Below are 12,828 nucleotides of genomic sequence, written 5' to 3'. Positions count from 1 at the left end.
AACACAAAAAAGGGGCAAGCCTGAAGGCCTGCCCCAAGTCTGGGAGGAGGATTTAGCGCTTTGCGCGTTTCTTCTGTCGGTAGACGTCGGCAACGACCGCGGCCACGATGATCAGGCCCTTGACGATTTCCTGGTAATAGGCGTCCACCCGGAGGAAGGTGAAGCCCGACGTCATCACGCCGAGGATGATGGTGCCGATCACCGTTCCAGTGATGCGGCCGGCACCGCCGGCAAGCGACGTGCCGCCGATGACGGCTGCGGCAATGGCGTCGAGTTCATACATCACGCCCATTCCGGCCTGCGCCGTCTGGGCGCGGGCGGCGGTGACAACACCGGCGAGACCGGCGAGCAGGCCAGCGATGGCATAGACCTTGATCAGATGCGCCTCGATATTGATACCGGACACGCGTGCCGCCTGCTGGTTGGCGCCGATGGCGTAGGTGAACTTGCCGTAGCGGGTATAACGCAGCGCCACGTGGAAGATGACGGCGACGACGAGGAACACCACGACCGGCCAGATGCCCGTGCCGATGAAGTTGAAACCGTCCGTCAGGCCGGAGATCGGCTGACCCTTCGTATACCACTTGGAAAGACCACGCGCTGTCACCATCATGCCAAGCGTTGCGATGAAGGGCGGAATTTTGGTGCGGGCGATGAGTTGCCCGTTGATGAAGCCCGCAAGGGCGCCAGCCAATATGCCGACGGCCAGCGGGATGAAGAAGGGCAGATCGGTCAACCCCGGATAAAGCGCCCGCGGCCATGTGGACGATTGCGCCACGCTGGCGGACAGCATCGCCGTCAGGCCGACGACGGAACCGGAAGAGAGATCGATACCGCCGGTGATGATGACCTGCGTCACGCCGACAGCGATGATGCCGATGACGGAAACCTGCAGGATCATGATCGTCAGGCGCTGCTGGTTCATCAGGAAGCTCTGGCCGATGAAAATCCAGCCAAGAATTTCATAAACCAGCGCGATGCCGATCAGCACGAAAAAGATATTGGCCTCCGGCGGGATGCGCCGGTGCGGCTTGCGTCCGGATTTTGCGTCCAACTCTGTGTTGGCGGCGGCGTTCGTATTCATAGTCATTCCTCCTCGAGAAATCCCGGCGCGCCTCACCGCGATGCGAGATCCATCACTTTAACCTGCGTGGCTTCACTTCTATCAAGGAAGCCTGTCACCCGACCTTCATGCATGACCATGACACGGTCGCTCATACCCAGAACCTCCGGCATTTCGGAGGAAATCATGATGACGGCGACGCCCTGGCGCGCCATCTCGCAAACCAGCTTGTGAATTTCCGCCTTGGCCCCGACATCGATGCCGCGTGTCGGCTCATCCAGAATGAGAATGCGCGGCTTCGTCAGCATCCAGCGGCCGATCAGCACCTTTTGCTGGTTGCCGCCCGACAGGTTTTCGATGCGCTCGTAAAGATGCGGCGTCTTGACCCGGAGCTTGCGGCACATCTCCTCGCAGGCATCCGACAGCGCATTTTCCTGCACGAAGCCATTGGCGACATATTTGTCCTGCAGGACGGCGATCTGCATGTTCTCCAGAATATTCAGGATCAGCAGGCATCCCGTATCCTTGCGATCCTCCGTCAGGAACGCCATGCGGTGACTGATGGCCTTCGTCGGACTGTCGATCGATACCGGCTTGCCGTCGATTGCAATCGTGCCCGAGGATGCGGGCGTTACACCGAACACCGTCTCCGCCACATTGGAGCGGCCCGATCCGACGAGGCCCGCAACGCCGAGAATTTCACCGGCGCGCACCTCGAAGGAAATGTCATGGAAAACGCCATCGAGCGTGAGATTCTTGACCGAAAGCACCACATCGCCGATCGGAACCTCTTCCTTCGGGAACATCTGGGTGATTTCACGACCCACCATCATGCGGATGATGTCGTCACGCGTTACATCGGTCGAGGCGTGGGTGCCGATATATTTGCCGTCGCGGAAAACCGAAAATTCATCGGCGATCTCGAACAGCTCGTTCATCTTGTGGGTGATGTAGACGATGCCGATACCGCGTTCCCGAAGATCGCGGATGATGCGGAAGAGATGCTCGACCTCGCGCTCCGTCAGCGCAGATGTGGGCTCGTCCATGATGAGAACGTCGGAATCATAGGAAACCGCCTTGGCGATCTCGACCATCTGGCGACTTGCCACCGAAAGCTCGCCGACGCGGGTTTCCGGGTCGAGATCGATGCCGAGCCTTTCCAGCAGCGTTTCGGTGCGGCGATACATTTCGCCATGGTCGATGAGGCCCAGCCGGTTCTTCGGCTCGCGGCGTATCCAGATGTTCTCCGCCACCGTCATATAGGCCATCAGGTTCAGTTCCTGATGGATCATGGCAATGCCGTTTTCCAGCGCATCGAGCGGGGAATCGAGACGTATGTCGGCGCCTTTCAAGCGAATTTCGCCACTGTCCGGCTGGTAGATGCCAGCCAGGATCTTCATCAGCGTCGATTTTCCGGCGCCATTCTCGCCCATCAGCGCATGCACGGTGCCGCGCTTCAGCTTGAACTGCACATCATCGAGCGCCACGACGCCGGGAAATTCCTTGCGTATGCCTTCCGCCGCGAGAAGATACTCCGCATTCGGCACGGCTCCGCTGGCGCGCACGGCGGCCATTGTCGATGGACTGACGACCATCTCATCCTCCACAATAGACAAAAATGACCGGAAACAGGCTTTGCCAGACGGCGCACCTTGCCTCCGGGGAGGCTTGCAGCGCCATGTCGATCACGACATGAAAGGCGCTGCAACACTTTGAATTCACTGAAATTCAATCGTAATCCGCCCGTGCGCCGAAGCTTGTCTTCGGCGCCGTCGGAAACCGGCATCTGCCTCCAATATCGATCTGAACGGGCGCAGATGCCGGAAGGCGGCCGTTAATTCTTGGCCACGTAGTCCTTGACGTTTTCAGGCGTGACGAGCTGGAAAGGAATGTAGACCTTCTTCTCCACCTTGTCGCCCTTGACGAGCTTCAGCGCAGCATCGAGAGCGCCCTTGCCCTGCCCTGCCGCATCCTGGAACACCGTCACATCCAGATCGCCCGCCTGCATCGCGGCAAGGGCGTCCTGCGTGGCGTCAACGCCGGCGACGACATAGCTTTTCATGTCCTTGCCTGCGGCCTTCAGGGCCTGGATCGCGCCAATCGCCATTTCATCGTTGTTGGCGATGACGGCATTGAATTCGATACCGCTGGAAAGCCAGTTGGTCACGAGGTCGGAACCCTGCGTGCGCTGCCAGTTCGCGGTCTGCTCTTCCACAACCGAAATGCCCTTGCATTCGTCGGTCTTCAGAACGTCCTTGGCAGACTGCGTGCGCATGCGCGCCGCCTGGTTGGAAAGCTCACCCATCATGATGACCGCATTGCCCTTGCCACCGAGAAGGCGGCAAACTTCTTTCGCCTCAAGCGTGCCGGCCACCGTCTCGTCGGAGGCGACGAATGCCTGGCCGTCCGGCAGGCTATCGACGTTCACCGGCTGGCGGTTGACATAAACCAGCGGAATCTTGGCGTCGGCGGCGAGCTTCGACATGGCCGCCGTCGCATCCGTATCAACCGGGTTGACGATGATCGCATCGACCTTGGACGCGATGAAATTCTGGATCTGGCTCTGCTGCTTGGCGACGTCGTTCTGGGCGTCCTCGACCTGCAGGGTCACGCCCTTCAGTTCCTTGGAATAATCCTGCATGCCGTTGCGCAGCACGGTCAGGAAGTTGTCGTCGAACAGCGCCATCGAGACGCCTACAGTCTCCGCATGCGCCGCCGTGCCCAGAAGCACAGACATGGCTGCGCCGATGATAAATTTCTTCATTGTTTTCTCCTCCTCGGTGTCCGGCGCCACCTCTCCCAGCCGGAGGCGAACCCGAAAGCCCGCCGCTACCTCCTCACAGCCAGAAAACGGAATAATGAAACCGATTTTCTGTCTGTTCGATATATTTATTCCATTTTTGGTCCGAACGTCAATGCTTTCTTCGCGGCAGGACGGTGAAGCCGCACACAAGGCGGTGATTAGGGAGGATTTCAGGAGGAAGGAGTTCCGGGGCGGATTGCCGGGAACCGCGCCGAAGCTTTTTCAACGTTGCCCCCACCCATCCGGCGAGGATCGATAAGCCGTTGAAATCATGGATCCTCGGGGCGAAACCGAGGATCACGAAGAATATGGCGGAAGGTCCGTTTCCAATGCCGGACCCGCAGACCCTGCCATTGGCAAGGCCCTCGGCGGGCCACATCTTTTCGCTTACCGCGCCCATGTGAGGAACCATTCCACCGGCGAAAATACGCAATAAGGGAACGGGTTCAGCAGAATGGGCGTGTTGGTGCGCCACGTTCTATCGATGAGAACCGGGCATGACATCGGCGGGAATCGGGCAGACATATTTGCTGCCCTCGGTCTTTTCCTGCCATTCTCTTTTAGCACTGGCGAGCAGTTCCGGCGAGGTCATCAGCGCAACGCCGGTCGATGCAAGTGCTTTGGCGGCATGCGCCATGGCCTTGTGCGCGGCGGGGCTTTTGCCCTGCGCCACCACCTGCCAGGTATGCGGATTGGTTCCGATCGCCCAGGCTGGCGTCCAGCACTGTGCGGTTGGCGTCACCCAGCTGACGTCGCCGACATCGGTGGAACCCGCCCGAAAATGCGACTGGCCCTCGAAATCGCGCAGGCCGAGATGCAGGGGTGTCGACCCGTCGATCTTCCGGTTGGAAAAGACATCGCCCTTGATCTGGTAGAGCCGGATGCTGCTTTTGATCGCCTCGTCGGTAAACGTGTCCTGAATACGTTTGGCGAAGGCGATATCCGCCTCGTCGAAGGCGATGGGGCCAAGCGCCACCATGTTTTCATGCATCGCCGTTTCCAGCGTGATGTTGGGCAGGAGATTGGTGGAGGCGGTATCGAAGACGATCTCCACCTCGGTCTCGGTCATCATCGCCGCGCCGCGCGCCACCTTGTCCACCCGTGCAGCAAGATCGAGCGCCTGGCGCATTTCCGGGGCGCGGATCAGGTAAAGCACTTCGGCCTTCGCCTGCACCACATTCGCCGCCTTGCCGCCGGTATCGGTGATCGCATAATGCACCCGGCAATCCTGCGGCATGTGTTCGCGCAGGAAATTGACGCCGACATTCATGAGTTCGACGGCATCAAGCGCCGAACGGCCGAGATGGGCGGCGTTGGAAGCATGGGCCGCAACACCCTTGAAACGGTAGAAATATTCCAGCACGGCAAGATTATTGGTGGAACGCACGCCGTTGAACGGGGCCGGATGCCAGGTCAGCGCCGCGTCGACATCATCAAACAGGCCAGCGCGAACCATGAAGGTTTTGCCCGAACCGCCCTCTTCACCGGGGCAACCGTAATAACGCACGGTGCCGGGCAGATTATTGGCTTTCAGATGCCGGGCGAGCGCGATGGCCCCCATCAGCGAGCCGACGCCGAGCAGGTTATGGCCGCAGCCATGGCCGGTGGCGTTCGCCTCGCGCGGCTGCACCCGCGCCACATCGGCCACCTGGCTCATGCCGGCCAGCGCATCGAATTCGCCGAGGAAGGCAATGACCGGCTTGCCGTTGCCGAATTCGCCGATGAACGCCGTTTCCATGCCTGCCACGCCGCGGCGAACCGCAAAGCCGTTTTCCTCAAGCGCGGCGGCCAGAACGCCAGCGGATTGCCGTTCTTCAAATTTAAGCTCGGCAAAATCCCAGATGCTGTCGCTTAGGGTGGTGAAGTCGGGCTTCATGGCCTCGACTTCGGCGGCAATCGACATCACGGCATCACGGTTCATGGCTTGTCCTCGCATTTCCGCCCTTTACGGGCACGCGCAAGCGCTTCGGCGGATGCACCGCCAAATCCTTGCACCCTATGATGGAAAGCCCGCGCCGGGGTCCGCCTCCGGCGCGGGCAACAGTGGATCAGTTGTCGACCGAGACTTCCCAGAGGCGGGCGTTCGACTGCCAAACCGGCTGGCCCTTGAGCTTCTTCGTGGCACCCCAGACATCGACCATGTCGTAGAGGAAGATGCCCGGCATTTCCTTCAGCATCAGCTCATGGAACTCGTCGAAAATCTTCTGGCGCTTAGTCTGATCGGCCTCGACATAGGCCGCCTTCATCAGCTCGATCGCCTTCGGATCATCCCACATCAGGGAGGCGTTCTTGTCCTTGTTGCCGACATAGAAGGCATACATCAGCGCCGGATCGAGACGCGGGGCGACCGACTGCGAGATCACCTGATAATTGCCGGAGCGACGGCGATCGACCTGAGTGGCATAATCCAGCACCTCGATCTGCACGTTGAGACCCGCCTGCTGCATCATGGCCTGCGCCATGACGGCGGCCGGGAAGCTCGGCACGTTACCACGCTTGTTGGCGATGATGGAGATCGGCTCGCCCTTGTAACCGGCGGCCTCGAGTTCTTTTTTCGCGGCCTCGATGTCATAGGCCGGACGCTTTTTCTGGGTCTCGTCGAAATAGACCGAGTCCTGCGAGACCATCGAGCCGTTGGCTTCACCCGTGCCGTTCGATGCGGCAGCAACCAGTTCATCGAGATCGAGCGCCATCGCCATGGCGCGGCGCACACCGGGATTGCTCAGAACCTTGTCGCGGGTCTGGATGTAGAACAGGTTCTTGCCGTTGTTGCGGGCAACGATGAGCTGCATCTTGTCATTGGTCTTGAATTCCGGAATGAGATCGGGGGAAATCTCGGCCGTGTCGAGCACACCGGATTCAAGGCCCGCCTTCACCGTCGAAGCATCCGGAATGACCATGAATTTGATGCCATCGGCAAGCGGCCGCTTGGAGCCGACCATGCCGTCAGGCTTACCGTCATTTGCCGGCGAAACATAATCGGCAAATTTGGCGAGGCGGATATATTCGCCTTTCTTCCATTCGTCCCACTGGAACGGACCGGTGCCGATCGGCTTGACGAAACTGCCGTCGGCAGCAACCGATTCCGGCGAGATCATGCCGGTATAACCGCATTCCGGCCGAGACATCAGGCCGAGGAAAACGGCGGAGGGTTTTTCAAGCGTGATCTCGACCGTGGATGCATCCGTGGCCTTGACGCCGGTGACGTGCGCTGCCCCGCCTTCCGCGAAATCGTTGAGGCAGGTCCATTTTGTTTCCGGCTTCAGATAACGTGTCCAGTTCCAGGCAACATCCTCTGCGGTGAGCGGCTTGCCATTGTGGAATTTCACGTCCTTGCGCAGCTTGAACGTATAGGTCAGGCCGTCAGCCGCAACCTCGACGCTTTCGGCGAGAAGCGGCTTCACCTCGCCGGCATTGTTATAACCGACGAGGCCTTCGACGATGTGCAGGATAACCCCGTCCGTATTGCCGTCGCGGTTCACGCCGGGATTGTTGCTGCGCAGATCCGAGCTCTGCGCGATGGTGATGTCGCGGGCCGCCGCGATATTGGCAGTTACCAGCAGGGCAACGCCTGCGAGAAGAAGTTTTTTCACTGTTCTACCCTCTTTGTTGTCGTTGATTGTAATTGATTAAAACCCTCCCAGCAGGCCTGTGCCAGCCGGCCGATCGTCTCAAGCGCGATGGTATAGCCCGGCGTGCCATCAGGCATGGTTTGCGGCACCTCATCGGTATAGGTGGTGATGATGAAGGACGGTGCGCCGTTTCTGTAGACGATGCCGGCATCCATGCGCCCACGCTTGCCGCGGCCACTCTTGCTGCCCACCACGGCCTCGAAAGGCAGGCGGGAGCGAATTCCATACCGCAGAATCTGGTTCTTCAGCGTCTGCATGGCCCACTCGCACAATTGCGGGCTGCAACCGAGCTTTGCCTGCGCCTCCGGCGAAGATTGCGCATCGAGAATGGTCTGCAGCAGAAGCACCTGATCCGCCGCCGAGGTGGTCGTAACTGTCTTCAACGGATGGTCGGCCGCCAGCGCCAGCGGCGGGATGAGGAAACGGTGGTGGGTATTGGCCATGCCGAGCGACTTGCAATAGCCGTCGACCTCTTCCAGCGTCAGCCGTTCCAGCACCATCTTGGTGCAGACATTGTCGCTTAGCACCATCATGCCGGCGACGGCATCGCGTAGCGAAATGACGATACCCGGCGTCATATAACGGAACATGCCGCTCGCGACCTCTTCCGCCAGCCGTTTTTCATAGGTAACGGGCTGGTCGAGATCGATCCGCCCTTCGCTGGCGGCCTTGAGAACGGCCATCATGATCGACGTCTTGCGGGTGCTGCCCGATGGCGTCTCCTCGTTTTCTCCCCGGCCGATCTCTTCACCGGTCAGGAGATTGCGCACCATGAAGCGTGTCACGAAAGGCTGTGCATCACAGATCGCATTTAATTGGGCAGCCACAGTCATTGTCATCTTCCTGTTAAACTTCATCTTCCAGACGCCATTTCAGTGTCACGCCGCCCTTTTCATTCTGGTCGAGGGCGGGAATGGCCGAGAGCAGCCGGCGCGTATAGGCTTCCTTCGGACTGTCGAAAATCGTGTCGCGGTCACCCTCTTCGATGATGCGGCCGTCCTGCATGACGACGACACGGTCGGCCACCTGCTCCACCACGCCAAGATCGTGGCTGATGAACAGGCAGGAAAAGCCGTAACGTTTCTGCAAATCGGAAAAGAGATCGAGCACCTGCGCCCGCACTGTCACGTCGAGCGCCGAGACCGGTTCGTCGGCGATCAGGAACCGCGGACGGCGGGCAATGGCGCGGGCAATCGCCACGCGCTGGCGCTGGCCGCCGGAAAGCTCGTGCGGGTAGCGGGCGGCAAAATCGGCGCCGAGCCCCACTTCCTCCAGCGTTTCCAGCGCCCGCTTGCGCTTGGCGGCCTGGTCTAGGTCAGGCACGAGGCGCAATGCCTCCTCCACCAGCGCCTGAATGGTCATGCGCGGATCGAGCGAGGAATAGGGATCCTGAAACACCATCTGGCAGTTGAGGCGATAATCCTTCCAGTCCTCGTTGCGCTCGCGGCCCTGAAAGCGGATATGCCCCTCGCTTTCCTTGACGAGCCCGGCAATGGTGCGGCCAAGCGTCGTTTTGCCGGAACCGGAACCGCCGACGAGCGCCACGACCTCGCCCTCATGAATATCGATGCTGACACCATGCAGCGCCCGCTTCGGTTTGGCTTTTTTCAGCAGCGATTTGCGGCCGGCATAATCCACAACGATATCGCGGGCCGAAACCATTGGCGCCTTGGAGGTGTCGATGCTGCGCGGCTCACCACGGAATGGCAGGGAGGAAAGCAGCTTTTTCGTATAGGGGTGCTGCGGCGCGTCCAGCAGGTCCTCGGTGCGGCCCTGTTCGACTATCGTGCCTTTTTCCATCACCACGATGCGGCTGGTATAACGCGCCACCATCGGCAGATCGTGACTGATGAGGAGAACGGCGGTGCCTTCCGCCCGCGTCAGTTCCACCATCAATTCCATGACATCGCGCTGGATGACCGCGTCAAGCGCCGTCGTCGGCTCATCGGCAATCAGCAGGGCCGGTTTCAGCAGCATGACAGAGGCCAGCATGATGCGCTGGCGCATGCCGCCGGAAAACTCGTGCGGATAGGCCGTCAGCGCACCTTCGGGATCGCGGATGCCGACCCGGCGCAGCATGTCGAGAATTTTCTCGCGGCGCTCTTCGGGCGACAACTTCGTGTGAAGGATCAGCCCCTCTTCCAGCTGCCGGCCAATCGTCATCGATGGGTTGAGGGAGGTCATCGGCTCCTGAAACACCACGCCGATCTCCGCGCCGCGCAAACGCCGAAGATCCTTCACCGGCAGGGACATGACATCCTGCCCCTTGTAGATGATCGACCCGCCGGTGACGGCGATGGCCGGTGGCAGAAGCGAGATGAGCGCGCGGGTGGCAAGCGTCTTGCCCGAGCCGCTTTCGCCGACGATGCCGAAGATTTCGCCCGCAGCAATATCGAAGGAGACATCCTTGACCACCCGATGGCCGGTTCTGGCGACTTCGAGCGAAAGGCCGCGAACGGTGAGAAGTGTATTAACAGTCATTTGAGACCTCTCATACGCGGGTCAAGCCTGTCGCGAAGGGCATCGCCCAGAAGATTGATGCCAAGCAGCGTCAGCGCGATGCAGAGACCGGGGAAAAGCCCGAGCCAAACGGCCTGCTGGATGAAGGGACGGCCGGCGGCCAGCATGTTGCCCCAGGTGGGCGCCGGCGGCGGCACGCCAAGGCCGAGGAAGGAGAGCGCGCTTTCCGACAGGATGGCCCAGCCGAACATGGAGGTGGCAAGAACCGTGATCGGCGCGATGCAATTGGGCAGGATGTGGCGGAACATGGTGTAGATCTCGCCATTGCCCATCACCAGCGACGCCTCGATGAATTCCCGCTCGCGCAGAGAAAGCACGGCACCGCGCACCACGCGGGCCATGGATGGCGTATAGGCGATGCCGAGCGCGAAGATGATGCCATACTGGCTTGCGCCGAAAACCGCGAGCAGGCCGAGCGCCAGCAGAATGCCCGGGAAGGCCAAGAGCGCATTGTTGATGGCCATGATGACGCCATCCACCCAGCCCCGCGCATAACCGCTGACAAGGCCGATCAGCGTGCCGAAGATCGTCGCGAAGCTGACCGTCAGGAAGCCGATCCAGACGCTGGCGCGCGCGCCGACCATCAGGCGGCTCAAAACATCGCGCCCGAATTCGTCGGTGCCGAGAAGATGGCTGGCGCTTGGGCCGGCCAGACGCGAGGCAAAACCGAGCTTCATCGGGTCATAGGGGGTCCAGAACAGACCTGTTGCGGCGGTGATGAGCAGGAGGGCGATGAGAAAGCCGCCGATAAGCCCGTTAAGTGTGAACTTTTTCATTCGGCAACCACACGCGGATCGAAGAGGGGATAAAGAAGGTCGACGAACAGGTTGACCAGCACATAGGACAGCGAGACGAACAGCAGGCAGCCCTGTATGACCGGATAGTCGCGGGCAAAAATACTGTCGACCATCAGCCGTCCGAGGCCGGGAATGGTGAACACCGTTTCGATGACAGCGATGCCGCCGAGGAGATTGCCGAGGATGAGGCCTATCATCGTCCAGGTCGGGCCGAAGGCGTTCTTGAAGGCGTGCCGCCAGAGCACGGCGCTTTCCGAAAGGCCCTTGGCACGGGCATGGGTGATGTAATCCAGCCGCAAAACTTCCAGTGTCGAGGCGCGCGCCATGCGGATCAGAACACCCATTTCGTGGATGACAAGCGTCATGACGGGCAGGACGAGATAAAGCATGCCACCAACAAGATTATCGCTGATCGACACATATCCCAGCACCGGCAGCCAGCCGAGCTTGAGGCCGAAAAACAGCAGAAGCAAAAGGCCCAGCCAGAATGTCGGGATGGAGAGGAGCAGGGTTGCTGTTCCCACCAGCGCAAGATCGGTCAGGCTGTTCTGTTTCCAGGCCGCGATCACACCCGCCGGAACCGCAATCAGGCTGGCGAGCAGCACGGCGACCACGACGATCTCGGCGCTGACGAGAAAGCGAGAGACGACCAGCGGCAACACCGCCTCGTCATTAACGATGGAGCGGCCGAAATCGCCCTGCACCACATTGCCGGCCCAGATGACGAATTGTTGCGGCATGGACTTGTCGAGGCCGAGTTCGGTCCTCATGGCTTCGATCTGTTCCGGTTGCGCCATGTCGCCCAGCATCAGGGCAGCCGGATCGCCCGGAATGAAGCGGATGAGCGCAAAGACCGTGATCGACACGAATGCGATCGTCGGCAGCGCCATCAAAAGACGGCTCAGTATGAATCTTATCATCGGTTCCCCACGATTGATGGCCGGGAATGACATCCCGCCTCTATCGGTTTCGTTGCTGGTGACTATGACGGATTGAGAAATATCCCGCAATATTATGCGTAAATGTCATATGCCTATGCAGAATGGCGGCGCGTTCTATCCTGATGAGGACAATGAGATTTTCCGCTCAAAATCCCGTTTTCAGTCGATTTTTTGCGAAAGCTGGATTTCCCGCTTCAGGGCATCGCTCAGTGCCTGCGCCGCGATGGACAAGGGTGCACCGGAAGCGCGGGCAAGACCGAATTCCTGTGTCGCCTGCGGAACGAATGGTCGGGCGACAACGGGAAGGTGCCGATAGAGGTTAGCATAAAAACTGCTGATGATCGTTACCCCCAGCCCGTGCGCCACATAGGCGCAGGCGGAACTGTTGGTATGGGTCTCGATCTTCACCATCGGCTTGACGCCGGCCTTCTTGAATACCTGATCGAGCGCCATACGGTTCGGCCGCTGCCGGCCGATCAGGATGAGCGGAACATTGCGCAGATCCTTAACGGTGATTTCGGTGAGTTCAGCCAGCGGATGATCCTGCCGGACCACGCAAACGCTTTTGCCGGTCGCAACACGTTCGACATCGATGCCCGGTCCGATCTCGCCTTCCATCCGCAGGAAACCCAGATCGATTACCCGTTCGCCCACCAGCTTGTTGATGGCGGTGGTCGTCTCGAAGAAGGTTTCGATACGCACGCCGGGAAAATCCCGGACATAGTCGATCAGCATGGCGGGCGCGAAATTTTCCCACATGCTGCTCGGCAGGCCAATGCGAACGATTTCCGGGCCGGCGGCACCATTGCGCAGATCTTCGGCGTGGCCGGACATGCGATCAACGGCGAGCAGCACATTTTCGGCATCACGGGCAAGAAGTGCGGCCTCCGGCGTCGGAATGAGCCGCCCTTTGTCGCGGGCAAACAGCGTCAGCGACAGATCCGATTCGAGCTGCGCCAGAAGCCGGCTGACACCGGACTGACTGAGACCCATGGCCTTGGCCGTGGCAATGGTCGAGCCAGTGGAAAGAAGCGTGCGCAGGACTTCGAGCTGCTTGATGTTCATGAGGCCA

Annotated in this window: 10 protein-coding genes; all 10 read right to left on the bottom strand. The window is 60.1% G+C overall.

All coding sequences use genetic code 11. From position 1 onward, the window contains the following. Positions 1–52 precede the first annotated feature (52 nt). The 10 genes from O3W47_RS08625 to O3W47_RS08580 all read right to left on the bottom strand — a co-directional run bounded on the left by O3W47_RS08625 (position 53) and on the right by O3W47_RS08580 (position 12,821). Positions 53–1,084 (bottom strand): ABC transporter permease, encoded by a 1,032-nt coding sequence (locus O3W47_RS08625; RefSeq protein ID WP_003524582.1) that lies wholly within the window; start codon positions 1,082–1,084, stop codon positions 53–55. 32 nt (positions 1,085–1,116) lie between these two features. Then, positions 1,117–2,658 (bottom strand): sugar ABC transporter ATP-binding protein, encoded by a 1,542-nt coding sequence (locus tag O3W47_RS08620; RefSeq protein WP_059753249.1) that lies wholly within the window; start codon positions 2,656–2,658, stop codon positions 1,117–1,119. Positions 2,659–2,897: 239 nt separating this feature from the next. Further along, the gene (locus O3W47_RS08615; RefSeq protein WP_003524584.1) at positions 2,898–3,827 is read right to left on the bottom strand and encodes a sugar ABC transporter substrate-binding protein; all 930 of its coding nucleotides are present in this window, start codon (positions 3,825–3,827) and stop codon (positions 2,898–2,900) included. Between the two features lie 517 nt (positions 3,828–4,344). Beyond that, a complete protein-coding gene (locus O3W47_RS08610) occupies positions 4,345–5,787 on the bottom strand; it encodes a M20 family metallopeptidase (protein ID WP_269313469.1) in 1,443 nt (480 codons plus the stop codon). A 127-nt stretch (positions 5,788–5,914) separates the two neighbouring features. Then, the gene (locus O3W47_RS08605) at positions 5,915–7,459 is read right to left on the bottom strand and encodes an ABC transporter substrate-binding protein (protein WP_162936834.1); all 1,545 of its coding nucleotides are present in this window, start codon (positions 7,457–7,459) and stop codon (positions 5,915–5,917) included. Continuing rightward, a complete protein-coding gene (locus O3W47_RS08600; RefSeq protein WP_269313468.1) occupies positions 7,456–8,331 on the bottom strand; it encodes a serine hydrolase in 876 nt (291 codons plus the stop codon). The genes O3W47_RS08605 and O3W47_RS08600 overlap by 4 nt, the downstream gene beginning before the upstream one ends. Positions 8,332–8,344: 13 nt before the next feature. After that, entirely contained in the window at positions 8,345–9,979 is a 1,635-nt protein-coding gene (locus tag O3W47_RS08595) for an ABC transporter ATP-binding protein (RefSeq protein WP_262531110.1), read from the bottom strand. Continuing rightward, positions 9,976–10,794 (bottom strand): ABC transporter permease, encoded by an 819-nt coding sequence (locus O3W47_RS08590; RefSeq protein ID WP_269313467.1) that lies wholly within the window; start codon positions 10,792–10,794, stop codon positions 9,976–9,978. The genes O3W47_RS08595 and O3W47_RS08590 overlap by 4 nt, the downstream gene beginning before the upstream one ends. Further along, entirely contained in the window at positions 10,791–11,735 is a 945-nt protein-coding gene (locus tag O3W47_RS08585; protein WP_003511005.1) for an ABC transporter permease, read from the bottom strand. Before O3W47_RS08585 ends, O3W47_RS08590 begins: the two co-directional genes overlap by 4 nt. Positions 11,736–11,915: 180 nt before the next feature. Then, entirely contained in the window at positions 11,916–12,821 is a 906-nt protein-coding gene (locus tag O3W47_RS08580) for a LysR family transcriptional regulator (protein WP_135397249.1), read from the bottom strand. Positions 12,822–12,828: the final 7 nt, after the last annotated feature.

It is taken from the genome of Agrobacterium sp. LMR679, assembly GCF_027157905.1.
Classification (GTDB): domain Bacteria; phylum Pseudomonadota; class Alphaproteobacteria; order Rhizobiales; family Rhizobiaceae; genus Agrobacterium; species Agrobacterium leguminum.
Note: the sequence above shows the minus strand (reverse complement) of the source record. Positions and strands in the feature narration are given on the sequence as shown.

Coding starts and splice junctions, on each gene's coding strand:
- O3W47_RS08600 (WP_269313468.1), bottom strand. CDS start 8,331: ATGACTGTGGCTGCCCAATTAAATGCGATCTGTGATGCACAGCCTTTC.
- O3W47_RS08580 (WP_135397249.1), bottom strand. CDS start 12,821: ATGAACATCAAGCAGCTCGAAGTCCTGCGCACGCTTCTTTCCACTGGC.
- O3W47_RS08615 (WP_003524584.1), bottom strand. CDS start 3,827: ATGAAGAAATTTATCATCGGCGCAGCCATGTCTGTGCTTCTGGGCACG.
- O3W47_RS08590 (WP_269313467.1), bottom strand. CDS start 10,794: ATGAAAAAGTTCACACTTAACGGGCTTATCGGCGGCTTTCTCATCGCC.
- O3W47_RS08625 (WP_003524582.1), bottom strand. CDS start 1,084: ATGAATACGAACGCCGCCGCCAACACAGAGTTGGACGCAAAATCCGGA.
- O3W47_RS08620 (WP_059753249.1), bottom strand. CDS start 2,658: ATGGTCGTCAGTCCATCGACAATGGCCGCCGTGCGCGCCAGCGGAGCC.
- O3W47_RS08610 (WP_269313469.1), bottom strand. CDS start 5,787: ATGAACCGTGATGCCGTGATGTCGATTGCCGCCGAAGTCGAGGCCATG.
- O3W47_RS08585 (WP_003511005.1), bottom strand. CDS start 11,735: ATGATAAGATTCATACTGAGCCGTCTTTTGATGGCGCTGCCGACGATC.
- O3W47_RS08595 (WP_262531110.1), bottom strand. CDS start 9,979: ATGACTGTTAATACACTTCTCACCGTTCGCGGCCTTTCGCTCGAAGTC.